This is a genomic window from Methylicorpusculum oleiharenae (assembly GCF_009828925.2).
Classification (GTDB): domain Bacteria; phylum Pseudomonadota; class Gammaproteobacteria; order Methylococcales; family Methylomonadaceae; genus Methylicorpusculum; species Methylicorpusculum oleiharenae.
Genome location: NZ_WUTY02000001.1, coordinates 2,742,820 through 2,767,060 on the forward strand (window position 1 = coordinate 2,742,820; position 24,241 = coordinate 2,767,060).

At 46.2% G+C, this 24,241-nt stretch carries 22 protein-coding genes; 10 read left to right on the forward strand and 12 right to left on the reverse strand.

Annotation, left to right across the window (positions count from 1 at the left end; translation table 11 throughout):
• The 4 genes from GO003_RS12410 (at position 1) to GO003_RS12425 (ending at position 2,297) form a co-directional block, all read left to right on the forward strand.
• Complete coding sequence (locus tag GO003_RS12410; protein WP_159656517.1) at positions 1–183, forward strand: hypothetical protein; 183 nt, start codon at positions 1–3, stop codon at positions 181–183.
• A 209-nt stretch (positions 184–392) separates the two neighbouring features.
• Positions 393–1,109, forward strand: a complete 717-nt coding sequence (locus tag GO003_RS12415) for a hypothetical protein (protein WP_159656515.1) — start codon at positions 393–395, stop codon at positions 1,107–1,109.
• Between the two features lie 67 nt (positions 1,110–1,176).
• Complete coding sequence (locus tag GO003_RS12420; RefSeq protein WP_159656513.1) at positions 1,177–1,449, forward strand: YceK/YidQ family lipoprotein; 273 nt, start codon at positions 1,177–1,179, stop codon at positions 1,447–1,449.
• Between the two features lie 92 nt (positions 1,450–1,541).
• A complete protein-coding gene (locus GO003_RS12425; protein WP_159656511.1) occupies positions 1,542–2,297 on the forward strand; it encodes a hypothetical protein in 756 nt (251 codons plus the stop codon).
• Between the two features lie 110 nt (positions 2,298–2,407).
• On the opposite strand, the gene GO003_RS12430 is transcribed toward GO003_RS12425, so the two are convergent.
• Positions 2,408–2,593: a hypothetical protein gene (locus tag GO003_RS12430; RefSeq protein WP_159656509.1), complete on the reverse strand. Its 186-nt coding sequence runs from the start codon at positions 2,591–2,593 to the stop codon at positions 2,408–2,410.
• Between the two features lie 373 nt (positions 2,594–2,966).
• Here GO003_RS12430 and GO003_RS12435 point away from each other — a divergent pair, with 373 nt between their 5' ends.
• The gene (locus tag GO003_RS12435) at positions 2,967–8,147 is read left to right on the forward strand and encodes a RecQ family ATP-dependent DNA helicase (protein ID WP_159656507.1); all 5,181 of its coding nucleotides are present in this window, start codon (positions 2,967–2,969) and stop codon (positions 8,145–8,147) included.
• 49 nt (positions 8,148–8,196) lie between these two features.
• Here the strand turns inward: GO003_RS12435 and GO003_RS12440 are convergent, their stop codons facing one another.
• The 5 genes from GO003_RS12440 to hemB all read right to left on the reverse strand — a co-directional run bounded on the left by GO003_RS12440 (position 8,197) and on the right by hemB (position 12,799).
• The gene (locus GO003_RS12440; RefSeq protein WP_159656505.1) at positions 8,197–9,198 is read right to left on the reverse strand and encodes a hypothetical protein; all 1,002 of its coding nucleotides are present in this window, start codon (positions 9,196–9,198) and stop codon (positions 8,197–8,199) included.
• Positions 9,199–9,648: 450 nt separating this feature from the next.
• Entirely contained in the window at positions 9,649–10,227 is a 579-nt protein-coding gene (yjgA, locus tag GO003_RS12445; protein WP_159656503.1) for a ribosome biogenesis factor YjgA, read from the reverse strand.
• Between the two features lie 73 nt (positions 10,228–10,300).
• Positions 10,301–11,131: a shikimate dehydrogenase gene (gene aroE, locus GO003_RS12450; RefSeq protein ID WP_159656501.1), complete on the reverse strand. Its 831-nt coding sequence runs from the start codon at positions 11,129–11,131 to the stop codon at positions 10,301–10,303.
• On the reverse strand, positions 11,128–11,661 hold the full coding sequence (locus GO003_RS12455) for a hypothetical protein (protein ID WP_159656499.1): 534 nt from the start codon (positions 11,659–11,661) through the stop codon (positions 11,128–11,130). The genes aroE and GO003_RS12455 overlap by 4 nt, the downstream gene beginning before the upstream one ends.
• Before the next feature lie 130 nt (positions 11,662–11,791).
• The gene (gene hemB, locus GO003_RS12460) at positions 11,792–12,799 is read right to left on the reverse strand and encodes a porphobilinogen synthase (RefSeq protein WP_159656497.1); all 1,008 of its coding nucleotides are present in this window, start codon (positions 12,797–12,799) and stop codon (positions 11,792–11,794) included.
• A gap of 206 nt (positions 12,800–13,005) precedes the next feature.
• Here hemB and GO003_RS12465 point away from each other — a divergent pair, with 206 nt between their 5' ends.
• The 4 genes from GO003_RS12465 to GO003_RS12480 all read left to right on the forward strand — a co-directional run bounded on the left by GO003_RS12465 (position 13,006) and on the right by GO003_RS12480 (position 16,939).
• A complete protein-coding gene (locus GO003_RS12465) occupies positions 13,006–13,656 on the forward strand; it encodes an MlaC/ttg2D family ABC transporter substrate-binding protein (protein ID WP_159656495.1) in 651 nt (216 codons plus the stop codon).
• 499 nt (positions 13,657–14,155) lie between these two features.
• Positions 14,156–15,133 carry a tRNA 5-methoxyuridine(34)/uridine 5-oxyacetic acid(34) synthase CmoB gene (gene cmoB / locus GO003_RS12470; protein ID WP_159656493.1) on the forward strand — a complete coding sequence of 326 codons (978 nt, stop codon included), beginning with the start codon at positions 14,156–14,158 and terminating at the stop codon, positions 15,131–15,133.
• A 40-nt stretch (positions 15,134–15,173) separates the two neighbouring features.
• Positions 15,174–16,484, forward strand: coding sequence for a 30S ribosomal protein S12 methylthiotransferase RimO (gene rimO / locus GO003_RS12475; protein WP_159656491.1), 1,311 nt, complete (start codon positions 15,174–15,176; stop codon positions 16,482–16,484).
• 251 nt (positions 16,485–16,735) lie between these two features.
• Positions 16,736–16,939: a hypothetical protein gene (locus GO003_RS12480; RefSeq protein WP_159656489.1), complete on the forward strand. Its 204-nt coding sequence runs from the start codon at positions 16,736–16,738 to the stop codon at positions 16,937–16,939.
• A gap of 51 nt (positions 16,940–16,990) precedes the next feature.
• On the opposite strand, the gene GO003_RS12485 is transcribed toward GO003_RS12480, so the two are convergent.
• A complete protein-coding gene (locus tag GO003_RS12485; RefSeq protein ID WP_159656487.1) occupies positions 16,991–17,401 on the reverse strand; it encodes a DUF6691 family protein in 411 nt (136 codons plus the stop codon).
• The gene (locus GO003_RS12490; RefSeq protein ID WP_159656485.1) at positions 17,398–17,829 is read right to left on the reverse strand and encodes a YeeE/YedE family protein; all 432 of its coding nucleotides are present in this window, start codon (positions 17,827–17,829) and stop codon (positions 17,398–17,400) included. The genes GO003_RS12485 and GO003_RS12490 overlap by 4 nt, the downstream gene beginning before the upstream one ends.
• A 446-nt stretch (positions 17,830–18,275) precedes the next feature.
• Between GO003_RS12490 and GO003_RS12495 the strand changes: the two genes are divergently transcribed.
• Positions 18,276–19,595, forward strand: a complete 1,320-nt coding sequence (locus GO003_RS12495; RefSeq protein WP_231088971.1) for a hypothetical protein — start codon at positions 18,276–18,278, stop codon at positions 19,593–19,595.
• Between the two features lie 86 nt (positions 19,596–19,681).
• Here the strand turns inward: GO003_RS12495 and aqpZ are convergent, their stop codons facing one another.
• The 4 genes from aqpZ to aceF form a co-directional block, all read right to left on the reverse strand.
• Entirely contained in the window at positions 19,682–20,383 is a 702-nt protein-coding gene (aqpZ, locus tag GO003_RS12500) for an aquaporin Z (RefSeq protein WP_159656483.1), read from the reverse strand.
• 428 nt (positions 20,384–20,811) lie between these two features.
• Positions 20,812–21,387 carry a phosphoribosylglycinamide formyltransferase gene (gene purN, locus GO003_RS12505; protein ID WP_159656481.1) on the reverse strand — a complete coding sequence of 192 codons (576 nt, stop codon included), beginning with the start codon at positions 21,385–21,387 and terminating at the stop codon, positions 20,812–20,814.
• Positions 21,388–21,399: 12 nt separating this feature from the next.
• Entirely contained in the window at positions 21,400–22,833 is a 1,434-nt protein-coding gene (gene lpdA / locus GO003_RS12510) for a dihydrolipoyl dehydrogenase (RefSeq protein ID WP_159656479.1), read from the reverse strand.
• Positions 22,834–22,926: 93 nt separating this feature from the next.
• The gene (gene aceF, locus GO003_RS12515) at positions 22,927–24,231 is read right to left on the reverse strand and encodes a dihydrolipoyllysine-residue acetyltransferase (RefSeq protein ID WP_159656477.1); all 1,305 of its coding nucleotides are present in this window, start codon (positions 24,229–24,231) and stop codon (positions 22,927–22,929) included.
• Between the last annotated feature and the right edge of the window lie 10 nt (positions 24,232–24,241).

The following is a 24,241-nucleotide window of genomic DNA, read 5'->3' on the forward strand; positions in this document are numbered from 1 at the left end:
ATGACTGCGCCGCAGTGGCTGTATCGGCCAGAAATCAAGGCATTGCTGAATCTGCTGGTCGATAAACTCGATAAGGCGCAGGACAAGGGCAGGTCGATTCAGTCGGTCAAGCTGGATGTTCGGATTTTGCCGGGCTGTCTTCACTTCCAATCGGGTGTCCTGAACTCCGGCAAGGTACAATGAGTATCTGTTTTACGCCTTTCATACTGAAAATTCGTACGACTTTGTTAACAGTGCGTGATATGCCAGTCGAAGACCGTCGTGAACCCGGCTAAGGGGGGCTTAGCGGCAGCTTCCATGCCGCACATCCTCGCCAAAGACATCCCCACCTTTTGGATACCAGACGTTTTTTTCGATCAGCCGGGATGAGCTATTAATTTTTTACTGAAAATATGATTAAAGGTATTAATGTATTCGTCAGCCGCATCATCGGTTTGTTCGCCCTGATTGTAATGGTCTGGTGGTTTTTTGGCGACCGCATAGCTTTGGTGGATACGCAGGAAGTGAGTAAAAGCTTCAGCCGGTTTATTTCCCTGGAAGGGGCGGATGAGTATGTTGTCGCAAGACTGGCTGGTAATGAAGATTTCACGATTGAAAAATACAGGCATGTGTTTGGACTACCTGTAGGAGATACGCATGTCAAACTCTCACTCGTTGCGAATTACAGGTATTTCGTCAAGTTGGCTGAGCTGAAGCATACTATTGAAAACGATAGCATTCATATTCATGTTCCGAAACTGTACTTATCCACTCCGGTCGCTTTTGAATTTTCAACAGTACGGGAAAGTGGGCGTCAGTTTTTATTTGGACCCGATGGTAAAGCGCTTATTGACCAACTGAAGCAAGACGTTTCCAAAAATCTGGAAGCTAAGGGACGGGCCCAAATCAGCGTTGTTTATGACAAGGCCGCAAAGGCACTGGCGGATAACTTTGATCGTTATTTTAATGCGAATGGATTGGGCGGCCGCTATAGAAACATAGTGGTAATTTTTGACCAAGAAATTAGTCAGTCAAAGCGGCAATTCAGTTACAGTGATGGTGCTTGTGGAAAAGAGCGCTGTTCGCTGGAACTTGATCTGGGGAAGGGACTGATATTGTCAATTAAGTAGCCGCTTTATTACGAAAAATAATAACCCGGCCCCATGCCGCTATTTCGAACTTCAAAGGGTAAAGGATATGTTAAAGCGCCTGTTACACAGTGGAATTGGCTTTGCAATGTTGACCGGATGCGCGACATTTAAAACATTAGAAACAGATATTCCACTTTATGAGCGGGTGTTTATCTGCAGTGGAACACGGCTTGATTGGGCGGCTATAGCCCGAAATGATGTCGCGCTAAGCCGATTTAAAGTGATACCGCCGCGTTATCCCTTGGTTGATCTGCCACTAAGCTTTGCTTTGGATTCCCTGTTTTTACCTTTAACAGTCTCTGCTGAGCTCTTTCATTAGTGCGGTTTGGATTTTAACAGCCGGTGGTCTGGTAACGTTGCTTAGGAGTAGAACCAAGCGGTGTCAAAACTTATTTTTCAGAGGTATTGGATATGAAAAGTAAATATGAATGGCTGTCTATTTTGATGTTGGCATTAACTTTCGTTTTGAGTTCGTGCTCCAGTATGAGCACAAAATCCAACGATACGCTATCAAGCAAGATCAATCTCTCGGAACAAATAATACTGGCTTCACTCAGTAAAAAATTAAACTCGGGCGATGTTTTGGAAGCTGACGCGTTTGATATTCAGACCTCTTGCTTTTTAAAAGCGGGGAATAGTGAATCGATGGATTTATCTTACGATAACTTCAAAGTTAAGCTGAAAGAAGGGGCAAACAGCACTTTGCCTTTAACTGAAGAGCAAATGAAAGAAGCTTTTAATTTATTGAAAACCGGACAGGTGAAAAGCGACGTAAAGCGCACATTAATTCAGTTGCTAAATGAGCTGCATAGCTCGCCGGACCAAGTGCTATCGGATTTGCCAAATATATTTCGTAATCCGCTGGATTTTCCAGACCAGCCCGGCATTAATACCGCGGGGAACACAGCAAAAATCTTCATCAGCCCGGATAACAGAACTTTCCGTCTGGCTATACTCGCTTATGCACGCATCAATGGGGTGAATATCGAAGAAGAAAATATTGACAATTTGTACAGATATTTGGACTCAGGGCATGAGTCCGATTTTATCAAGCTGGCTGAGGGTGGACTTAACGTGATAAAAGACCAGTATGGTTTAACCGATATTGAACAGGCAGCTGAAAAGTTTCACTCTGCGGGTCAAACCTGCATGAGCAAAACGGCTTAAGGAATTAATGCGATGGAAACAGTTTGCATGTTTTTATATAAGTGCCTGATGAGGAGGTCAGGCACTTAGAATGAAGAAATAATCACTATTAGGTATTGGATTTTAAAGTTTTAGATGCACAAGTCAGACAATCCGAACCAGTCGAAATTGTCAGATTCTTTTTTGAATAATTCTTTTTTGTTGCTTTCATACAAATCTTCCAGAATAAACTCTACTCCGTAGATGCTGTTGCCATTAAAGTCTTGGGCCAAAGTATTTAATATGTCGGGGTTACTGCTATTTATTATAATTTTCATGGTATTCACCTTTTTTGTCATCTTTTGGTAAAGGATATCAGATGTTTCCTAAACGTCAGCTGTACAGAACAGGGTTTTAGATCAATTTGTGATCAAATAGGCACAAATTGTTGTTTTGTTGCTAAAGTGTCTCACACCTTATCAGTAATATCCTAATTGTCACGCATGAGTTTTTAAATTTCATCGGATTTACAGTAGTGCAGTAGTGTCCTTTAAAGTTTCTCGACTTGGTTCAGTTGGGAATCCCGCTACCTGTTTTCTGATAAACGGTCATGAACATAATTTCATCATTCCAGAGCAGGATGCCGGCATTGCAACTATCGTATGTTCCTATGTACAGCATGATGACTAAAATTACAGTGAATTAATAACAATGGATTGGCAAAGCTTTTCTAACACCCTGTGCAGCTTGGATTTGGAAGCCAATTACAACGGAGAGATTTTTGCTGTTGGTGCGGTTTTTCAGGACCGGGTTTTTAACCGGCAAGTCCCGTTTAAGATTCATCATGTCCTTGGCGAACTGGATCAGTTTATTACTGATGCGCGATTTGTATTGGGTCATAATCTTATTTTGCATGATCTGCCTTTGTGTCTGGCTGTCGATCAGCAGCTTGGCTTTCTAAATAAACCGGTTATCGATACTTTATTTTTGTCGCCGCTGGCTTTTCCTGAAAATCCTTATCATCGCCTGGTCAAAAATTACAAATTATTGCGGGACAGTTTGAGTGATCCTGTTGCGGATGCGAAGATCGCGTTGTCGCTGTTTCAAGATCAATGGGAAGCTTTTCAGGCCCAGCAGGCCGATGGGCAATTATTATCTTTTTATCATTATGCATTTTCCGGTCAACCCCGTTTTTCCGGTTTGCAGATGGCTTTTCAGGTCATGGATGCGCAGCCTTTGACTGCCGGTTCTGCGTTTGATTTATTCAAGAAAGAGACACTGGGGAAGGTCTGCAAAACCGCTTTCAATAAAGTGATTTTATCCTATTTGCCGAATCCTGAATTACGTCCCGCGTTAGCCTATTGTCTGGCCTGGTTACGGGTTTCGGGCGGTAATTCGGTATTGCCGCCCTGGGTTCGTCAACAGTTTCAGGCAGTTGCGCCGGCATTACGGCAATTACGCGATATTCCCTGTCAATCGACGGACTGTATTTATTGTCAGGAGACGCATCATCCTGTCTCTCAATTACAGCGCTATTTCGGATTTTCTGCTTTCAGGCCACAGCCGGAAAATGCTGAAGGGGGCAGTCTTCAACAAAGTATTGTCCAGGCAGGAATGGCGGATATGCCCTTGTTTGCCGTGTTGCCTACCGGTGGCGGAAAATCCTTGTGCTTTCAATTACCGGCACTGGTGCGTTATCAGCGACGCGGCGTACTGACCATTGTGATCTCGCCGTTACAGGCCTTGATGAAAGATCAGGTCGATAATCTGCGCAACAAAACCGGGGCACCCAACGTTGCTGCTTTATACGGCATGCTGACTGCACCGGAACGCGGCGAAGTCATAAAAGCCATACAAATGGGTGATATTGCGTTGCTCTATGTATCGCCGGAACAGCTGCGGAATACGGGTTTTCAAAATGCGATCGAGCACCGGGAAATCGGTTGCTGGGTTTTTGATGAAGCGCATTGTTTGTCAAAGTGGGGACATGATTTTAGGCCTGATTATTTATACGCCGCACGTTTTATCAAGGAATTTGCCGAAAAACAGCACGCTTTATTACCGCCCGTGCAATGTTTTACTGCAACGGCCAAGCAGGATGTCAAAAATGAGATCATTGATTATTTCAAGGCTAATCTAGCCCAGGATCTACAACTATTTGAGGGTGGGGTCGAGCGAAACAATTTGCAGTTTGAAGTGCAAACAGTCAACAGTGTCGATAAATATCCACGCATCAACCGCTTACTTCATGAGCGATTGGCCGAAAATAATGGTGGCAGTGCCATTATTTATTGCGCTAAACGCAAACAAACTGAAGCCATTGCCGAATTTTTACAGCATCAGGATTGGCAGGTTGAGGCGTTTCATGCCGGGAAAAATGCCGCTGAAAAAAAGCATATCCAGGAAAACTTTATCAGCGGCAGAACCCGTGTCATCACGGCGACCAATGCGTTTGGCATGGGTATCGATAAGGAAGATGTCCGGCTGGTGATTCATGCGGATATTCCCGGTTCGCTGGAAAATTATTTACAAGAGGCGGGCAGGGCGGGGCGTGATCAGAACGAAGCCGAATGTATTTTACTCTTTGATGAAAATGACATCGACAGCCAGTTTAAACTGTCGGCGTCTTCGCAGCTCAATCAGCGCGACATTGCGCAGATACTCAAGGGTTTGCGCGGGGTCCGCAAGGATAAATCCGGCAATGTCGTCATTACTGCCGGGGAAATACTGCAGAATGAAGCAGTCGATACTACGTTTGAAGCTGAAGATCCGGATGCTCCAACCAAAGTGATGACTGCAATCTCGTGGCTGGAGCGGACCGGTTTTGTTGAACGTAACGAAAATAAAACCCAGGTTTTTCAAGGCCGGCCCTTGGTTAAAAATCTTGCCGAAGCGCAGCAGAAAATCGCCACGTTGGGTTTGTCCGAGCGTCAGCAAAAGCGCTGGCTGGCTATACTGGATGCGTTATTTAATGCCGACAGTGATGACGGCTTCAGTGCCGATGAGTTGGCGTTGTTAAGCGAGTTTTCCGAAGAAAACAACGAACCCGGGCAAAACAAAATCAACGAAACAGCCAGTCAGCGGGTTATCCGGACTTTATACGATATGTCCTCTGCGGGCATCATTCAAAAAAATCTGCTGTTGACCGCGTTTGTTCGTTACAAAATCGCCAATGCGTCGAGTTCGCTGCTGGAACAAATCTGCTCTCTGGAAAATGCGTTGGTCAATCTGTTGCAGGAGCAAGCACCCGATGCCGGTCCCGAAGAATGGCAAAATCTGTCATTACGCCATGTCAATCAACACTTGCTGGACCAGGGCTTTAAAGACTGTAATCCGGAAGTGTTAAGATTGTTGCTGGTGTCCATGAGCAAGGACGGACAAGGTCTGGCCGGCAGCAGAGGCAGCCTGTTTATCCGTCATGTTTCACAGGATCAATACCGGATCAAGCTCAACCGGGGTTGGCGGGCCTTATCGCGCACTATCGAACGGCGCCAGGCAGTGGCCCAAATCTCTTTGAATGCGCTATTGCAAAAAATACCGGACGAAACCAAGCCCGGAGCCGATTTGTTAGTGGAATTCTCGGTGGAAGATTTACTGGCGGCGCTGAATCAGGATATCCACATGCGTTCTGAGTTAACAGACCCTTTGGCGGCAGTGGAACGCGGACTTAATTTTCTGCATGAACAAAGAATCATCACGCTGCAAAAGGGGCTGGCCGTATTCCGGCAGGCGATGACAATCCGGGTGCTGCCCGAAGCGCAACGGCGGCGATACAGCAAAGGTGACTATGAGCCTTTGTCGCAACATTACAGCGAGCGTATTTTTCAAGTTCATGTCATGAATGAATACGCGCGGCAAGGGCTGGAAAAAATTGGCCAGGCATTGGCTTTTGTCGTCGCGTATTTTTCTCAGGATAAAACCGAATTTGTAAAACGCTATTTTCAGGGGCGAAAAGAAATTCTGGATCGGGCAACCAGCCAGCAATCATTCCAGCGTATTGTCAGTGATCTTCAAAATCCGGAACAACAGGCGATGGTGGCCAGTTCCGAGGAGCAAAATTTATTGATTCTGGCTGGTCCGGGTTCCGGCAAGACGCGCGTGGTGATTCATCGCTGTGCGTATTTGTTAAGGGTTAAACAAGTGCCTGCACGCAGTATTCTGGTGCTGTGTTTTAACCGTAATGCCGCAACTGAATTAAGACAGCGGCTGTTTGATCTGGTCGGTCCAGAAGCTAAATTAGTTACCATCCAAACCTATCACGGACTGAGCCTGCGTTTATCCGGTCATGCCTTGACCGGCGTGGAGAAGACCCATGAATTCGGTGCCGAATTGATTTTTCAGGACATGATTCGTCAGGCGATTGACTTGCTGAACGGGCAACAGGGCTGTTTGAATCTGGGCTGCGATGAAATGCGGGACCGTTTATTGGCGGGGTATCGCTATATTCTGGTCGATGAGTATCAGGATATCGACGAATGCCAGTATGAACTGATTGCCGCTATAGCCGGGCGAAAGCAAGACGAAGACAGCCGGTTAACCCTCCTTGCGGTAGGTGACGACGATCAGAATATCTATCAATTTCGGGGGGCCAACATCGGCTTTATTCGCCAATTTGAAAAGGATTATCAGGCTTACCCACAGTATCTGGTCGAAAACTACCGGTCCAGTGCGCATATCATAGCTGCCGCCAATCAGTTGATCGAACAAAATCGCGACCGGATGAAACAGCAGCATCCGATTAGGATTAACCGGGGACGAAAAAGCCTGGCTGCCGGAGGGCGTTGGGAAAAACTCGATCCATTAGTCCATGGCCGGGTGCAGATTCTGACGTGCCGGGATGACATGCAGCAAGCCCAAGTGCTGGTCGACGAGTTGTTGCGTATGCGGCAACTGGATAACAGTCTTGAATGGCGGCAATGTGCGGTGTTGACCACAGAGTGGCGGCTGTTGAATCCGGTCCGAGCATGCCTGGAAGCGCAGGCCATCCCACTGAGTTTGGCCTTGCCTAAAGATGCTCAGCCTCCGCCGTTTCGCATCCGGGAAAACCTGGCCTTGCTCAAGGCAATCAAACTCAGCGATCGAAAAGTCTGTAAATCCGGGGACTGGCTGGATTTTTTGCAAAATGTTGAAACCGGCGAGCCAAATACCTGGGCAAATCAGCTCAGGCAACTGTTGCTGCAATGGCAGGCGGAAACCGGCGATGAAGATACCGGCAAGCAACAACTGTTGGAATATCTCTGTGAGTCACTGGCCGAACAGCGCAAAGAGTGCCGGTTGGGGCAGGGCGTCTTTCTCAGTACTGTTCATTCAGTGAAAGGGATGGAATTTTCTCATGTGTTTGTGCTTGACGGTGGCTGGACATTGCCCGCCTCAGAGGAACAGCGGCGTTTATTATATGTCGCCATGACCCGGGCGAAAGAAACGCTGTGTTTAATGCAAAGGCTGGATTTACGAAATCCTTATCTGCCCTCTTTAAAAGGTGATTTTAGTGTGCAACGCCAAGTGGTGATTGAAGAGCCTGAAGTCTTGCCGCCCGTTAAAAAGGACTATGCCTTTCTGGGGTTGAAAGATTTCGATTTAAGCTATGCCGGAAGCTTTTCGGAACGCCATCCCATTTATAATAAACTGGCGAGTCTGAGTGCCGGTTCATCGGTAACTATAGCGCAGCAAAACGGCAAAATCGTCGTGCAAAAAGAGCAGATGACGATCGCCGTGCTTTCCCAAAACGCCAGTCAGCAATGGCAGGAGCGTTATAAAAATATTCAATCAGCCACCGTCATTGCCATGATTACGCGGTATAAATCCGATTCCGAAGAAGACTACCGGTCGCGTTGTAAAGTCGAGCAATGGGAAGTGCCGATGCTGGAGGTGGTTTTGCAGTCAAGTCATTAACCCTTCTCACACTCAGACTGACAGAAATCTGGCCCTGGTCGGCTGTCTATCAGGGATTTAACTGCGCAATATGATCAATAAAATTCTTTTCGTTAACAAACGTGACATCGTGCATATTGGTTAAGCCATTGGTTTGCTCGTCGTTGATCCCTAAAACCAGCACCAAAAATTTGTCTTTGTCGATATTCAGTCTTTTACGGAGTTTGTTGTATTTTTCAATCATTGACCTGAATTCACCGGATTTGCACTCGATAAACAGCGGGGTACGGTGGTTGATCAGAAAGAAAATATCGATTTCGTGTTTATCTTCATTAGAAAAGTTGACCACAAAACTTCTCAAGCAAGAAAAAAGCCCTTTTTTTTCATAAAAAACCTTCACCAGTTTCATGAAGACATACCATTCCAGCCATTCGCCATTAAAGAAATTAACAATGGTTGAGGCCGTTTGCAGCGTGAGATGAATCTTTTTTTCTTTTTTGTTATAAAAGTATCGGGCTACAAAAGCATAATCGTACAAATTTCTGCAGAAATCGGTGATGATTTTGATTTCTTTCTGGCTTTGATTGCTGATATTAATCATTACTGATGAATAATCATTGCGCTGAGCTTTCTTGATTTTTTCCAAAACGGTTTGCAAAACTTCATGATTGTCTCCCAGTTCTATAGCGACTTCATCATAAAAACCCTGAGTATCCAAAGCCTGTAAATTGACGTCAACGTCAATTTCCCTGTTTTTGAACCAGTCGATGATGGGTTTGAACTGAGCGCTGTTGGTCATCGCCGTTGTGTTATGCAAATCAAGCAGTTTATCCCGGCTGACTATGTGCGGACTGACTGAAGAGACGGCTTCTGTTGGCGAAGCATTGGGCTGTTCCAGTTCTTGATATTTAGTCAGCAAAAGCTGGTATTTTTCGATGACTTTTTTAACCAGTGTCACCGCATCGTGAATTGGAGCAGGATGATCGCATACCGGACATTTTACGGTTTTACCTACATGTTCGTTAGGCACTTCCCGTAAATAGTTGCAGTTGTTACAGCGTAAAATTGCCATATAAACCTTTCCGGTGTTTTCAAATATTGAAAATGATTTTAGATGAAAAAACTAATGCTTTGCCGGATTTTCAAAAAAAACCTTGATTTTCGTGGGCCAACACTCCGGTTCAGCAGTTAAAAAGCGCTGCATATTACGGCTATTCGGAATAGGATGTAGAAAACTTAAAGTTTGGCAATGTGAAAAAGTATCTTGCTTGTTCAGTACCATGAAAAGTCAGCGTTGAAATAACGTACACCTGACATTCGAGCCGACGCTATTTCAAGAAGTTCACAGGTATCGTCTGGCCAAAACCCTGGAAATGAAAGAAGCGACGGCAAAATTTGAGCTAAAAAGTCGTAGGTTGCGGTGAGTTTACGAACCGCAACGATCGCGAACGATGCGTCTCGTAGCACGGCAGCATCCTATGGCGCACCTTATCGAGTTGGTAGTAGCAGGAATTAATTGCTATCAAGTCAAGTCATCCGGTGTTGACTCCTGTTCGGTTGACACCCTTTCGAATAATTCTTTTAAATAATGGTAGAGCTGCCTGGATGATTTGGGCGGTTTTGCTAATTCTGTTTCTTTTTGGGCGCTTCTTATCAGTTGTCTTAAGTGCTGGTGATCGGCTTCCGGGCAATCTTCGAGTAATTCAGTCAACGCGTCGTTGCCTTCAGCGATCAGACGATCGCGCCATTTTTCGACTTTGTGATGCTCTCTGACCGCATGAGCACTTTGTGTCTTCATTCTTGCCAGCTTTTCGATGATGGCATCCGAATCGGCATTGCGCAGTAAACTGCTGATAAATTTGAGCTGGCGTTTACGCGCACCTTTAGGCGGCATGCCTGCTGCCAGGATTACCGCGCTTTTCAACTCGGCGGGCAAATCCAGTTGATTGAGTTGGGCATTGGACAATTCGGCCATTTCTTCACCCAATTCAAACAGAGCGGCAATTTCACGTTTGATTTGCGTTTTGTTGGGTCGTACCGCGTACTCAATGTACTCGTCATCGTCTTCTTCCAGATAGTCTTCTTCGTAATCATTAATCATGGTAAGTGGTTACCGTAGTGTTGTGAGGCCGCTTGTATCAAGGGCAAGTTAAATTTGGAACCGGTTCAGATGCTCAAGTTACAGCATGAGCGTTTCTAAGCATAGCGATGACCGGTTGTGTTTCGGGCCTGATGCCGCGCCAGATAAAAAAAGCTTCAGCTGCCTGCTCCACCAGCATACCCAGGCCATCCAGGCTTTTGATGGCATTATTGATTTTTCCCCAATGAACAAAGGGTGTTGGTTCGTTAGCATAGGCCAAATCGTAGCAGCTGCCGTTGTCAGCCAGCAGGCCGGAGGGAAGCTGTGGTAAATCATTAGATAAACTGGCGGCGGTCGCATTAATGATCAAATCAAACTGCCGGTCGGTCAATTCATCAAAGCTGCAGCCTTTAATGGCTATCAGACCTGAAAATTCCTCTGCCAAAGTGACAGCTTTGGATGCGGTTCGATTGGCGATAGACAGCGTTTGCGGTTTATGATCCAGCAACGGTCGGATGATGCCGCGGCAGGCGCCGCCTGCGCCTAAAATCAGAATGCGGGAATCTTCTAGCTGGATATTGTGGTTAATCGTAAGGTCGCGGACCAGTCCGATGCCGTCGGTGTTATCACCGAAGATCATGCCATCTTCCTGAAGCGCGAGGGTGTTGACTGCTTTGGCCGCTTGCGCCCTGGGCGAAAGAATATCCGCATACTGCCAGGCCAGTTCTTTGAGAGGAATGGTGCAGTTAAGGCCTTTACCTCCCTGATTGAAAAAGTCTTTGACGGCTGTTTCAAACTGTTCTGCCGGAACGTCTTGCGCCTCATAGGACAGAGTTTGTCCGGTTTGTTCGGCAAAAGCGTGATGTATCAGCGGCGATTTACTGTGTTTGATGGGATGTCCGAAAACGGCATAACGGTTTTTCATTCGACAGCCTTTTTTCGTGACTGCATTTCCCATAACACGGTACCGCCAATGATAGTGAATGCGACTAAAATTTCCTGCCAGATCGAATGGGGCGTATAAGAGGCTAATACGGCCGAAATGACCAGATAAAAGCCGACCAGGCTGAAACGCCAGCCGATTCTAATGCCGTCCAGTATGGTCGAAAGCGACAGAATTAAAGAGATAACGATACCGGCGCTGGCTGGGTCGATACGTCCGGATTTTTGGACCATGAAGGCGGCGCCTACGATCAACATCGAGACGCCCCAATGGAGTGATTGTTCGCGTAAAATGGATTTAAGGTCGTCAACTTCATGTTTGCTTTGTAACCACGCGATAAACATAGCGGAAAATGCAAACACGATCATCATGAACAGCCAGTAAAAATAACCATCACTGGGGTCGTAATCGGTTAGCCCGACACCTGCTAAGGATAAAATGATCAGTAATACCAGCAGGATTTCCTCAATCTGGTTGCGGCGTCTTTCGGAAATAAATTCGTCTTCGGACATAAGCGTTTCCTAATGGGTTAAGTGGTTGAAAGTTAATTTAGCGGAGTAACACCGATCAATGTTGACGATAAAAGTTTCCGGTGCGAATTGATTCGCACACTCAAAACGTAATGCGCTTGTTTCATGTTACTCAGCCATCTTTCAACCAGTGCGCCGCTGTTTTGGCAAAATAAGTCAATATCCCGTCGCAGCCCGCCCGTTTAAAAGCCAGAAGCGATTCCAGCACCACGGCTCTTTCTTCCAGCCAGCCATTTTGCGAAGCGGCTTTGAGCATCGCGTATTCGCCGCTGACCTGATAGGCGAAAGTGGGCGCGCCGAATTGGTCTTTGGCTCTTCGGATAATATCCAGATAAGGCATGCCAGGTTTGATCATGATCATATCCGCGCCTTCTTCCAGATCCATCTGGATTTCGCGTAGCGCCTCATCCGAATTGGCCGGGTCCATTTGGTAGCTGTTTTTGTTGCTTTTGCCGAGGTTGGCTGCTGAGCCAACCGCATCCCGGAACGGGCCGTAAAAGCTGGAGGCATATTTTGCCGAGTAAGCCAAAATGCGGGTATTGATAAAGCCATTTTGCTCTAATACATCGCGGATAGCGCCGATTCTTCCGTCCATCATGTCGGAAGGGGCAACGATATCGGCACCGGCTTGGGCATGCGAGAGTGCTTGCCGAGTTAAAACGGCCACCGTTTCGTCATTGATGACATAGCCGTTTTCATTGATCAGTCCATCCTGGCCGTGCGAAGTAAAAGGATCCAGGGCAACATCGGTAATGATGCCCAATTCAGGGAAGTTGGTTTTCAGCGCTCTGACGCTGCGCTGCACCAAACCCTCAGGATTATAGGCCTCTGCGGCATCATCCGATTTTTTGTCTAAAGGTGTTACCGGAAACAGGGCAATGGCAGGTATGCCAAGTACGCAGAGTTCACGCGCTTCTTCGAGCAGCAAATCAAGAGAGAAGCGCTCGATTCCGGGCATGGAAGGAATGGCCTGTTTGATGTTATGGTCTTCCGTGACAAACATGGGATAAATCAGATCATCGGTTGTGAGTTTGTTTTCGCTCATTAATCGACGTGAAAAAGCGTCAAAACGCATTCTTCTCATGCGTGTAGAAGGAAATTTGATGGTATTATGCGTCATCTTGGCGGTTGGGTCTGTGAGTTCGGCAATGGACTAAATTTTAAGTCCGCATTGTAACAGGGAATGTTTACACTTTTGAAATCATGCTCAGGTTGACTGCAAGAGTTTCTGAAACGAGTTTCACTTAATCAGATCGGGCTTTTGTGAGCAGGGCTTGAAGCCGTGCTAAATTTATTTTTTGTTGTTTGTATTTTTTTGAGGGTACTATGAAAAATCATCGCTCTGGCATTTATGGCTTGCTCTTATGGGCTTCGTTATTGTTGGTTATGCCATTGTCAAACGCGCTTGCGGCAGACCTTTTGGCGCCGCAGAAAGCGATTGAACAGGCTTCGGTACAATTGAAACAAAACATGCAGGATCCTGCTTTTACCAAGGATTTTGCAAAAATTAATCAATTTGTTGAGTCAGTGATTTATCCGCATGTCGATTTCAACCGGATTTCTGCATTGGTGTTGGGAAAGATATGGAAAGATGCGCCACAGGACGAACGCGCGCGGTTCAAAAAGGAATTTCAAACGTTATTGGTCAGAACCTATTCACGTGCTTTTGTTGAATTTAAAGACTGGTCGGTACGCTTTCTTCCGCTGAAACTCGGCGCTGATGATAAGAAAGCGGTCGTCAGAACTGAAATATTACAGCCCGGCCTTCAGCCGATAGGTGTGAATTATCGTATGGTACTGAGTAATGGTCAGTGGAAAGTCTACGACATCATGATTGAGGGTGTCAGTTTGGTTACCAACTACCGCACGACATTTCAAAATGATTTACAAAATAAAGGTTCCCTGTCGGCAATTATTGATGGTTTAGCCGACCGGAACCGGGAAGCGCTCGCAGGTAACCCATCCGGCCAATCTTAACTCAACCTTGGAACATAGAAATGCCAGTCGGAAAACGCTGATTATTGCTGGGCTTCATTGGGTCCGTATTTGAAATAATTTCGGTAGCCGACCCTTCTTGTTTTAGGAGAAGGGTTGGCTTTTTTTAGCCATCAGTTTTGACTGGCAGGCATCTGATAGTGGCCGCAGTTTCATTTGCCCTGACGCATCAAATTCAAGTCCCCGATACCGAATTGTGCCCGTCAATAGCTCGCCAGCCATGACTGAATGATTCGCAAAAATTCCGGGTACTGATGCGATAAGCACACCTACTGGTCTGGCGAGGACATCAGGGACTGCTGCCCGGAGGCATTTTAATTTTGTCCCAAAAGCTCACATTCGACAATCCGCAACAGCAGTAACTTCAAATAGACATGCACCACACCTTTAAAAAAGCTCAGGGTTATACATCAGAAACACTTGCTGAATGGCGGATTCATCAGTGCCGAGATTTTAATGTTGAGTCAATGAATGCGCTGAAATGAACGGCTATCAACCTTTATATGACATGCTGCGGGAGGCAGGTGCTCAGGCTTGGGCGGACAGCTTGCCTGACCAGCTTAAAAAATCGTTAGATCCGGAACGGCATGGCAATTCAAAAAAATGGCGTGATTTGATTGATGCGTTATCGGGTTTAAAACCTTCGCTGATTGAACTGGATGCGGGTGTTGTCAAGATAGGGGCTTCAGCCGATCTGGATACCTTATCCCCTGCGTTTTTTATTGATTGCCTAAAACAGTTTCATCCCTGGCGAAAAGGTCCTTATGACCTGTTTGGGGTGATGATTGATACTGAATGGCGTTCGGATTGGAAGTGGAATCGTCTAAAAAGTCACATTAAGCCTCTTAAGTACAGGCTGGTCCTGGATGTCGGTTGCGGTAGCGGCTATCACTGCTGGCGCATGCTGGGGGCGGGTGCAAAAATGGTGGTGGGTATTGATCCGCTGTTGCTTAATATCATGCAGTTTCAATTGCTCAAGCAACTGCACGGCGATGCCCCTATTTATGGATTGCCTGTGGGTATTGAAGATGTGCCGTATGGCATGAAAGCTTTTGATACGGTTTTTTCAATGGGGGTTTTGTATCACCGGCGTTCGCCTATCGACCACTTGCTTGAGTTGAAGGAATGTCTGCGCCCGGGTGGTGAACTGGTTTTGGAAACCCTTGTGATTGATGGTGGGTCAGGTCAGGTTTTAGTCCCGGAAGACCGCTATGCAAGAATGAGGAATGTCTGGTTTTTGCCCAGTTGCGAAACCTTGCTGGGGTGGATGAAACGTTGTGGTTTTATTAATTGCCGGGTTATTGATGTCAGTGTTACCTCAATTGAGGAACAACGTTCTACCGAATGGATGCAGTTTCATTCTTTGAAGGATTTTCTTGATCCGGATGATTTTAATCTTACCTGCGAAGGCTATCCGGCCCCGAAACGGGCTATTGTTTTGGCGGATTGTCCTGATTAAAGTTTTAAGCGTTTTTTTACAGTAATTGATGAGAGTATAAATGAGTGCGCCACATATCGGTTTTATCAGTCTGGGTTGTCCTAAAGCTTTGGTTGACAGCGAAAGAATATTGACCAAACTCCGGTCGGAAGGTTACGAGGTATCACCTTCTTACAAAGAAGCTGACTTGGTGGTGGTTAACACCTGCGGGTTTATTGATGCGGCTGTTGAAGAATCGCTGGACAGTATTGGCGAGGCGTTGGCTGAAAACGGTCGCGTTATTGTGACCGGTTGTCTGGGGGCGAGAGCCGATGAGATCAGGGCCAGGCACCCGCAAGTGTTGAGCATTACCGGTGCTCATGCGCTGGAAGAAGTGGTAGCTGCAGTGCATGAACATTTGCCGCCGACGCATGACCCGTTTATCAGTCTGGTGCCGCCGCAAGGCATCAAATTGACGCCTAGGCATTACGCCTACTTAAAAATTTCCGAAGGTTGCAATCATCGCTGTACCTTTTGCATCATTCCGTCCATGCGCGGTGATTTGGTCAGCCGTCCGATTGATGAAGTCATGCTGGAAGCCGAGCGTTTGGCGAATGCCGGTGTCAAAGAATTGTTGGTGGTCTCTCAGGATACCAGCGCTTATGGTTTGGATCTTAAATATCAGGAGAGAAACTGGCGCGGCAATGCATACAGAACCCGTTTTTACGATTTGGCCAATGCGTTGGGCGAATTGGATATTTGGGTGAGGATGCATTACGTCTATCCCTACCCCCATGTTGATGAAGTAGTGCCTTTGATGGCTGAAGGTAAAATATTGCCGTATCTGGATGTCCCTTTTCAACATGCCAGCAGCCGAATTCTTAAGTTGATGAAACGTCCCGCTGCTGCTGAAAACAATCTGGAACGCATTAAAGCCTGGCGTAGTGCATGTCCCGATATGACCTTGCGCAGTACTTTCATCGTGGGTTTTCCGGGAGAAACGGAACAGGAATTTGAAGACTTGCTGCAATTTTTGACCGAAGCGCAGATGGACAGGGTCGGTTGTTTTGCTTACTCGCCGGTTAAAGGTGCGGTAGCCAATGACCTGCCGGATTCGATACCTGAGGAAATCAAACAAGAAAGATTGGCTCGTTTTATGGCGCATCAAGCAGAAATTAGTGCTGACAGGTTGCAACAGAGAGTCGGTCGTGTTGAAACTGTCTTGATTGATGAGGTCGTTGCAGAAGGGGCTGTCGCCAGAAGTAAAGCTGATGCGCCTGAAATCGATGGTCAGGTATTTATTGATGGTGCAACACACCTCAATGTCGGCGAGTGGGTTGATGTTGAAATTGAGGAAGCGGATGAGCATGATTTATGGGCGCATTTAATCTAAAAGCTGCTTTATCGTTATTGTTTTTTGATGCAGATCGAGCTTGTTTGACTCAATAAATAGCCTTCAATTGGGCTGATTGTCGTAAATATGATCTGCATCACACTAATTATATGATTTACTTCATGTTATTGATATTCTAGTACGCGAGTACTATGGCTTTTTAGGGGTTGTTTTCATAGAATTTACTCCGCACCTAAAAAGGAATTCATTCAATAAGACGGAAAGATGCGAGATTAATTTGAGGCGATTCTATGCAAAAACAGATGAGAAAAAACGTTATTTTTAGTTGTTTGGTTCTACTGATGTTGCTTGGAGAAAATTCCTCTATGGCCAGTAATGAATTTGCCAATGAGGGCACTGTTCAATCAGTATCCCAGTGGCCAATGGCTATGTGGTATGGTTTGAGTGTCGTGCTGGCACTCATTGGCTATGTATCCGCCAAATCCAGGCATTAATTAAGTCGAGGCGTTGAGCGAGTGCTCAGCGCCTCTTTCCTTGAAATCCGGTTACACTTTCATTTTTCCATGAGCCCAAAAGCCTGCATAAATAGCGCAGACCATAATCAGTGCCTCGGTGTTGCCAAGTCCCAAGCCAGCAACTGAAGGACCCGGACAGTAACCTGTAATTCCCCAGCCTATGCCGAAAATAGCAGAACCCAAAATGAGAGGTTTATCCAGGGCTGTTCTACTGGCAATCACAAACCGCTGAGCCAAAAGAGGCGACGGCTTTTTTAAAATCCGCCTGAAACTGATCATCGTTACCGTTAATGCACCCAACATGACGAATATAAGGCTAGGATCCCAATTTCCGGCAATATCCAAAAAACCAAGCACTTTGGCTGGATCAGTCATTTGGCTTAGTGTCAAACCTGCTCCGAAAGTAATCCCGCACATAAGAGCAATAGCATTATTGTTCATACTGAAAGACCTATAATGTGACGCAAAAGATATACGGTTAACATGCCGCTAACAATAAAGGTGAGCGTTGCCGCAATCGAGCGTTTTGAACGACGCGCAATGCCGCAAACCGCATGACCACTTGTGCAGCCATTAGCCATGCGTGTACCGAAACCGACCAGGAAGCCTCCTATGGTCAGTAGGCCATAAGGAAAGCCTTCTCTTATTTTTATCGACTCAGGTATGAGGGCTTTAACAAGCAGGGCGCCCAGAACAAGGCCCAGCAAAAAAACGAGACGCCAGAGTATTTCTCCTTTGCTGGGGCTTATCAGGCCACTCATGATGCCGCTAATGCCCGCTATTCGGCCATTAAATAAAAGTAAAAGCGTTGCTGCGAGACCGATAAGAAGCCCGCCGGAAAATGAGGAAAGAGGGGTAAAGTTATCCAAGACATCACCTATATATTAACAAGTGCTAATACTCTACTATAAATTAACGTTCTTGTTGAATAAAATAGATACTTTTTAGATAGAAATGAATAAAGATTCAGCAAAAAATTATGCGTGGGTGTATTTCCGGACGGCTTTATTCTATGAAAACGTAACTACTCGTCCGCTTTGAATTGAGGGTGTAGGTGATTTATTTCAAAGGATGCTTGAAAAAGTCCATGTGGCTCTCTCCAACATCTCTGTTGCAGAAGCCTTTTCAATCAATCCTCCACACCCAATAAAATTGCAGCGGGTGAGCAGATACATGAAAACAATTAAAGATGGCATAATAGGGTTAATTAATTATGATTTAGCTTGCTATGAATAGCTGTTTAAGTACTTGAATTGAGTGAAGAAAAAGATAATTTCGCGCAGACTATCAATCAGGTTATCCACCTCTCTTATAAATGCGCATCAACAAAACTGAACTAATGATTATGACTAGACATTACATAAATAGCAGAGCTTATTTATTTTTCCTCGGCATAGCGGGCATGATTTCTATATCCGGTTGTACGAGTTTTGGTAAAGGTATTGCTGAAGCTGTGCTCGAGAAGTCGAATGAACAAGATACGCGGGTTTGTCAGGTTAAAGGTAAAGCATTTGACGGAATCGAGCCAGGATTGGCCAACAGTTCCAGTAAAACGAAAGTGTTGATGGTTCATGGTGTTGGTGATCGCTTGCCGGGCTATGCTACCGAGTTCTTTGAGAAACTGGGTGGTGAGCTCAAGGTAACAGCAAAGCAAAGCGCCTATCGGGATATCAAGTTATCGTCACCTTTAGCTCCTAAAAAAGATATGGGTAATTTGCGAATTACACGTTTGCAAAATGAGGATGGCAGCAAAGAATTACTTTTTTACGAACTGACTTGGTCGGAAATTACACGTAGCGAAAAAGCCTTGCTTGATTTTGATAATTCCGGTGAATATTCTTTTCGTCGTGCAGAAGTCAATGACATGATGAAGAAGTTTTCCAATGATACCGGCCCTGATCCTATTATCTATTTAGGTGAAAGCAGAAAATATATCCTGATGGCCTTCTCACAGGCATTTTGTTGGATGGGCTTGGGTGGGTGGGAGGATTTACCAAAATCCGGTAAACATACCTGCACATCGGATAGGAGTTATGAAAAAAGTCTGAATGATAACTTCGTTTTCATATCCCATAGTTTAGGCAGTCGGATTACAATCGATGGCTTGCAGCGATTGGTTTCCATGCTGGATGAGCCTGAAATACACTCCAATGGCGTCTACAAAATCAAGGCGATTGACAGGGTAAGGAACTTTTTACATGATCGTCGATTTCAAATCTTTATGTTGTCGAACCAACTGCCGATGCTACAGTTGGGGCGGGAATTGCCAAAAGTAACAGGGCAGAACGAAGCTTACTGTGAGCCGGAAGGTGATAAATACGAATTGAAGGCAGTCAAAGAAACCTCCATTATTGCTTTCAGTGACCCGAATGATTTACTGAGTTATGCAATACCATACGGATTTGTAGATAAATATCTTGATTCCAGGCTGTGCGTTAATGTAACTAACGTAAATATCAATGTTGCCAAAGTGATCGATGCTTTTGGATTTGGAAAAGTTGCCAATCCTCTTGAAGCACATGTCGGTTATACCAAAGATGACCGGGTAGTTGCGTTAATTGCCGAGGGTATCGGCAATCACCATACTGCCCCCATCGTAAAAGACGGATGTCAGTGGACTGAAATTGCGGATTAGGATTAATAAAATAAGCAGGATAAGACTCCACAGAGACACAGTATTTGTAAGATCGCTGCGTTCTGTGGAGAGATTTGTCTTGCTTATTACGCTTGATCTGTGTTCCCTAACCAGCGATAAACGACGCCAGCAAGCAAAGCACCTAAGATAGGCGCGACCCAGAACAGCCATAATTGAGACAGAGCCCAGTCACCTGCAAAAATTGCGACAGCAGTGCTTCTTGCCGGATTAACTGATGTGTTGGTGACAGGAATACTGATCAAGTGAATCAATGTAAGCCCTAAGCCAATTGCAATGGGGGCAAAACCTTGGGGAGCTCTGCTGTCAGTACTACCTAAAATGATCATCAAAAACATGAAGGTCATGACGACTTCAGTGACTAATGCTGCAACAAGACTGTATCCGCCGGGTGAGTGCTCACCGTAACCGTTCGACGCAAAACCGCCGCTCAGATCAAATCCTGCTTTACCTGTTGCAATCAGATAGAGAATCGCTGCGCCTGTTATGCCGCCTAAAACCTGAGCTGCGATATAAGGCCCCAGTTCTTTAGCGCCGAACCGGCCTCCCATCCAAAGTCCAATTGAAACGGCCGGATTAAGGTGACAACCTGAAATATGGCCGATACCATAAGCCATCGTCAAGACGGTCAAGCCGAAAGCGAATGAAACACCCATAAGTCCGATGCCCACTTCAGGAAAAGCAGCTGCAAGGACTGCGCTGCCGCAACCCCCTAATACCAACCAGAATGTGCCGATAAATTCTGCGCCTAATTTTTTTGAAAGTGCCATTATTTGTTCCCCTAAAATGTTAGTAATTGTTTTTCTTATGGTTTACTAAGCAAATATGTTAACTACTCTTTTTGCATCCTCCTTCACACTTTTTTAATAAATTGGTTGCAATTTATCAGAGTTTAAAATGAGCATCTAGTCATTTGTAAACTTGATTTTATTTTGATTTGTTTTTTGCGCCTGAGCATAGGCGGCAGAAGGGATTACGCTAGGCGCAAAGACAAAAAATTAAATACCTGGACCGGTAAAGACACAAATTGTTGCGTCTTTACCTATCGATCATTCCGGGCTGAAGGAGATGGTGGGTAAAAAGTTAAGCAAAAATCGAATCCCTAGCCATTACAAGTACAGTCATTTGACAAGTGATAAGACGTTGACTTGACTCAAGCAGATACAAGCTGGCAAGGTTGGGCTGGATGAAGTAAAGGTTAGCGGGGGGCAATGTCTTTCAATACTTTGATGTAGAGTTCAGCTTCGATGGCCCGAACTCGCTGACCCAGCGTCTCAATCGTATCACCAGGAAAAACGGGCACTTCTTCCTGTAATAATACGGGGCCTTCATCGTAGGCGCCGTTCACCCAGTGAACAGACGCGCCTGAAACCCCATCTCCGGACTGTAAAACCGAAGCGTGAACATAGTCTCCGTATTTACCTTGCCCACCGTGTTTTGGTAGCAGGGAAGGGTGTATGTTCAGGATTTTGTCAGCAAACGTCGACAAGGTCAGCGGGCCGATTTTTTTCATGTAACCGGATAACACGACCAGGTCAGTGCGGGATTCAACTAAACAGTCCCTGATTGCCTGATCTTCATTATCCGGATGGGTTTTGGCGCTGATATGGTGAACTGTAATCTGATTATCGATGCACCATGGGTAAATGGGGGCATCTTTATTATTGGTAATAAGGATGCCGATTTCATACCCGGCTAATTCGCCTTGACGGATCGCTGTTACTATTTGCCTGGCTGAACTGCCTCCATGGGAAGCGAGAAAACTTAATTTCATATCAGAGGCCGATCAACGCTTCTTACCGAGGTAAAGGTCGGTAATGGTGCCTGTGACTACTTCGGTTGCAAACGCTAAAGTCTCGGAAAGCGTGGGGTGAGGGTGAATGGATAAAGCGATATCTTCAGCATCGGCACCCATTTCCAAAGCCAGGACGGCTTCGGCGATCAGATCGCCTGCATGCGGACCGACAATGCCCGCGCCAATGATACGCCCGGTTCCTTTTTCGCAAAGCACTTTGGTCATGCCTTCACTGCGGCCCATACTCAATGAGCGTCCGCTGGCAGCCCAAGGGAATACGCCTTTATCATATTCTATGCCTTGTTCTTTGGCTTGGTTTTCGGACAGCCCCATCCACGCAACTTCAGGATCCGTATAAGCTACAGAAGGAATGGTCATGGCATCGAACGCCGCTTTGTGTCCGGCAATAACTTCGGCAGCGATTTTGCCTTCGTAGACTGCTTTATGAGCGAGCATGGGATTGCCGACGATATCGCCGATCGCGAAAATATGGGGAAGATTCGTGCGTTGCTGTTTATCGACCGGAATGAAGCCTTGTTCATTGACTTCTATACCCGCGTTTTCAGCACCGATTTTTTTGCCGTTAGGCCTTCTACCTACTGCCACCAGCACCGCGTTGAAAACTTCTGTTTCTGGTGCTTTGCTACCTTCGAAAGAGACTTTCAGGCCTTCTTCCTGAGATTCAATTGCTGTGACGCGTGTTTCCAGCCAAATATTGTCGTATTGTTTTTTGATACGGTTTTGTAGAGGCCGGGTCAAGTCTTTATCACAGCCCGGAATGATTTGATCCATCAGTTCAACAATGCTGATTTTTGAGCCCAGGGCATGGTAAACCGTTGCCATTTCGAGGCCAATAATACCGCCGCCAACGATCAATAATTTTTCGGGAATAGTCTGCAGATTCAATGCATCAGTCGAATCCCAAAGACGAGGGTCATCATTAGGGAATACAGGTATTTTCGTAGGTTGAGAGCCGGCTGCGATGATGGCGTTATCAAAGCGAATTACGCGGGTTCCTTCAGCCGATTCCACCTGGACTTCATTGGCGGAGATAAAATGGCCCGAACCTTGTATTAGCGTAATCTTGCGTTGTTTGATCAGGCTGTCCAATCCTGTGTTGAGGCCCTTGGTGACACTTTCTTTCCAGCTTCTGATTTTGTCCAAATCCAGTTGCGGGTGGCCAAACTCGACGCCGTGATGAGCAAACTCCTGTGCCTCATGAATAATCTGCGCCATATGCAGCAAGGCCTTGGAAGGAATACAGCCGACATTGAGGCAGACGCCGCCCAGAACCGGATACCGTTCAACGAGGATAACTTGTTTACCCAGATCGGCCGCCCTGAAGGCTGCCGTATATCCGCCAGGGCCGCCGCCCAACACAAGCACTTCTGTTTGTTCATTAGGGGATGCTGCTTTATCGGTCATGAGGTGTTCCTATTTTGGTTCAATGCGATTGCAATCAGGCAGCCGCGTGTAAAACGAGGGGGTTGCGTCAATCAAAATTATTCAGATGATCACTCAGAGCATGAAACGCCTGATGTCACTCAATAGTTTACTTAGCGTGACCATAAACCGGGCGGCTTCTGCGCCATCAATGACGCGGTGGTCGTAGCTTAGATCCAGCGGCAGTATCAATCGCGGCACAAACTGTTTGCCATCCCATACCGGTTGCATTTTAGCCCGCGTGATGCCGAGAATGGCCACTTCAGGCGCATTGACTATGGGTGTGAAAGCCGTACCACCGATGCCGCCCAGGCTGGAAATAGTCATGCAGCCGCCTTGCATGTCTGTAGGTTTTAGTTTGCCTGCACGAGCTTTTTCGCTGAGTTCGGCCAGTTCGGACGACAATTCGAAAATGGATTTCTTGTCCACATCACGTAAAACAGGAACCACAAGGCCGTTTGGAGTATCGACAGCAATTCCGATATGACAGTATTTTTTGAAAATCAGGCTACCGGCATCTGCTGATAATGACGCGTTAAACTGGGGAAATTGCTTCATGACCGTGGCTAGCGCTTTGGTGATGAAAATCAGGCCTGTTAACTTGTTTTCCTTGTTTTCGCTATTGATTGATTTACGAAAGTCTTCCAGATCCGTGATATCCGCTTCATCATGATGGGTCACCATCGGCAGGTTTAGCCAGACTCGAGTCAGATTTTGTCCGGTCAGGCGTTTGATCTTGCTCAAAGGCAATGTTTCAATTTCACCGAACTGAGTAAAATCGACCGCTGGAATCGCGGGTATGCCCACTGTTCCGCCTTGAGGGGCGGTATTCAAGGTTTGTTTTACATACGATTTGATATCTTCCTTGAGGATACGGCCTTTTCGTCCTGTGCCCTTGGCGATTTTGTATAGATCAATACCCAGCTCCCTTGCAAATAATCGCACTGCTGGAGTTGCATGGGGTTTTGCCTGGCCGGTGGTATCGATCGAAACCGGTTGAAGGCTTGCAACCGGAGGCGCCGGAGCTGGTTTTGCCGGTTCAACTGCTGCTTCCGGGATCGGTGCTTCCGCAACCGATGCTACCGGGGCTTCGGCTTTTGGAGTCTGGGCCGGAATAACGGTCTCGGTTTTCAGACTCTCGCCGGGTTTGAATAAAGCAATGATGTGGCCTTGTGATATTTTATCGCCAACTTTGACTTTGACTTCTACAATGGTTCCTGCCTGAGTAGAGGGCAAATCCATCGTCGCCTTATCGCTTTCCATCACCGCCAGCGTCTGCTCAGGGGCGATACTATCGCCCGGCTTAATCAGAACTTCAACAACTTCGACCTCGGTCGCGCCGCCTAAATCGGGTACTTTAATTTCAATTAAATCACTCATTTGCCGGTTC

Bases quoted from the DNA above. Each gene is read 5' to 3' on its own strand.
- GO003_RS12410 (WP_159656517.1), top strand. From the start codon at position 1: ATGACTGCGCCGCAGTGGCTGTATCGGCCAGAAATCAAGGCATTGCTG.
- GO003_RS12415 (WP_159656515.1), top strand. From the start codon at position 393: ATGATTAAAGGTATTAATGTATTCGTCAGCCGCATCATCGGTTTGTTC.
- GO003_RS12420 (WP_159656513.1), top strand. From the start codon at position 1,177: ATGTTAAAGCGCCTGTTACACAGTGGAATTGGCTTTGCAATGTTGACC.
- GO003_RS12425 (WP_159656511.1), top strand. From the start codon at position 1,542: ATGAAAAGTAAATATGAATGGCTGTCTATTTTGATGTTGGCATTAACT.
- GO003_RS12430 (WP_159656509.1), bottom strand. From the start codon at position 2,593: ATGAAAATTATAATAAATAGCAGTAACCCCGACATATTAAATACTTTG.
- GO003_RS12435 (WP_159656507.1), top strand. From the start codon at position 2,967: ATGGATTGGCAAAGCTTTTCTAACACCCTGTGCAGCTTGGATTTGGAA.
- GO003_RS12440 (WP_159656505.1), bottom strand. From the start codon at position 9,198: ATGGCAATTTTACGCTGTAACAACTGCAACTATTTACGGGAAGTGCCT.
- yjgA (WP_159656503.1), bottom strand. From the start codon at position 10,227: ATGATTAATGATTACGAAGAAGACTATCTGGAAGAAGACGATGACGAG.
- aroE (WP_159656501.1), bottom strand. From the start codon at position 11,131: ATGAAAAACCGTTATGCCGTTTTCGGACATCCCATCAAACACAGTAAA.
- GO003_RS12455 (WP_159656499.1), bottom strand. From the start codon at position 11,661: ATGTCCGAAGACGAATTTATTTCCGAAAGACGCCGCAACCAGATTGAG.
- hemB (WP_159656497.1), bottom strand. From the start codon at position 12,799: ATGACGCATAATACCATCAAATTTCCTTCTACACGCATGAGAAGAATG.
- GO003_RS12465 (WP_159656495.1), top strand. From the start codon at position 13,006: ATGAAAAATCATCGCTCTGGCATTTATGGCTTGCTCTTATGGGCTTCG.
- cmoB (WP_159656493.1), top strand. From the start codon at position 14,156: ATGAACGGCTATCAACCTTTATATGACATGCTGCGGGAGGCAGGTGCT.
- rimO (WP_159656491.1), top strand. From the start codon at position 15,174: ATGAGTGCGCCACATATCGGTTTTATCAGTCTGGGTTGTCCTAAAGCT.
- GO003_RS12480 (WP_159656489.1), top strand. From the start codon at position 16,736: ATGCAAAAACAGATGAGAAAAAACGTTATTTTTAGTTGTTTGGTTCTA.
- GO003_RS12485 (WP_159656487.1), bottom strand. From the start codon at position 17,401: ATGAACAATAATGCTATTGCTCTTATGTGCGGGATTACTTTCGGAGCA.
- GO003_RS12495 (WP_231088971.1), top strand. From the start codon at position 18,276: ATGCGCATCAACAAAACTGAACTAATGATTATGACTAGACATTACATA.
- aqpZ (WP_159656483.1), bottom strand. From the start codon at position 20,383: ATGGCACTTTCAAAAAAATTAGGCGCAGAATTTATCGGCACATTCTGG.
- purN (WP_159656481.1), bottom strand. From the start codon at position 21,387: ATGAAATTAAGTTTTCTCGCTTCCCATGGAGGCAGTTCAGCCAGGCAA.
- lpdA (WP_159656479.1), bottom strand. From the start codon at position 22,833: ATGACCGATAAAGCAGCATCCCCTAATGAACAAACAGAAGTGCTTGTG.
- aceF (WP_159656477.1), bottom strand. From the start codon at position 24,231: ATGAGTGATTTAATTGAAATTAAAGTACCCGATTTAGGCGGCGCGACC.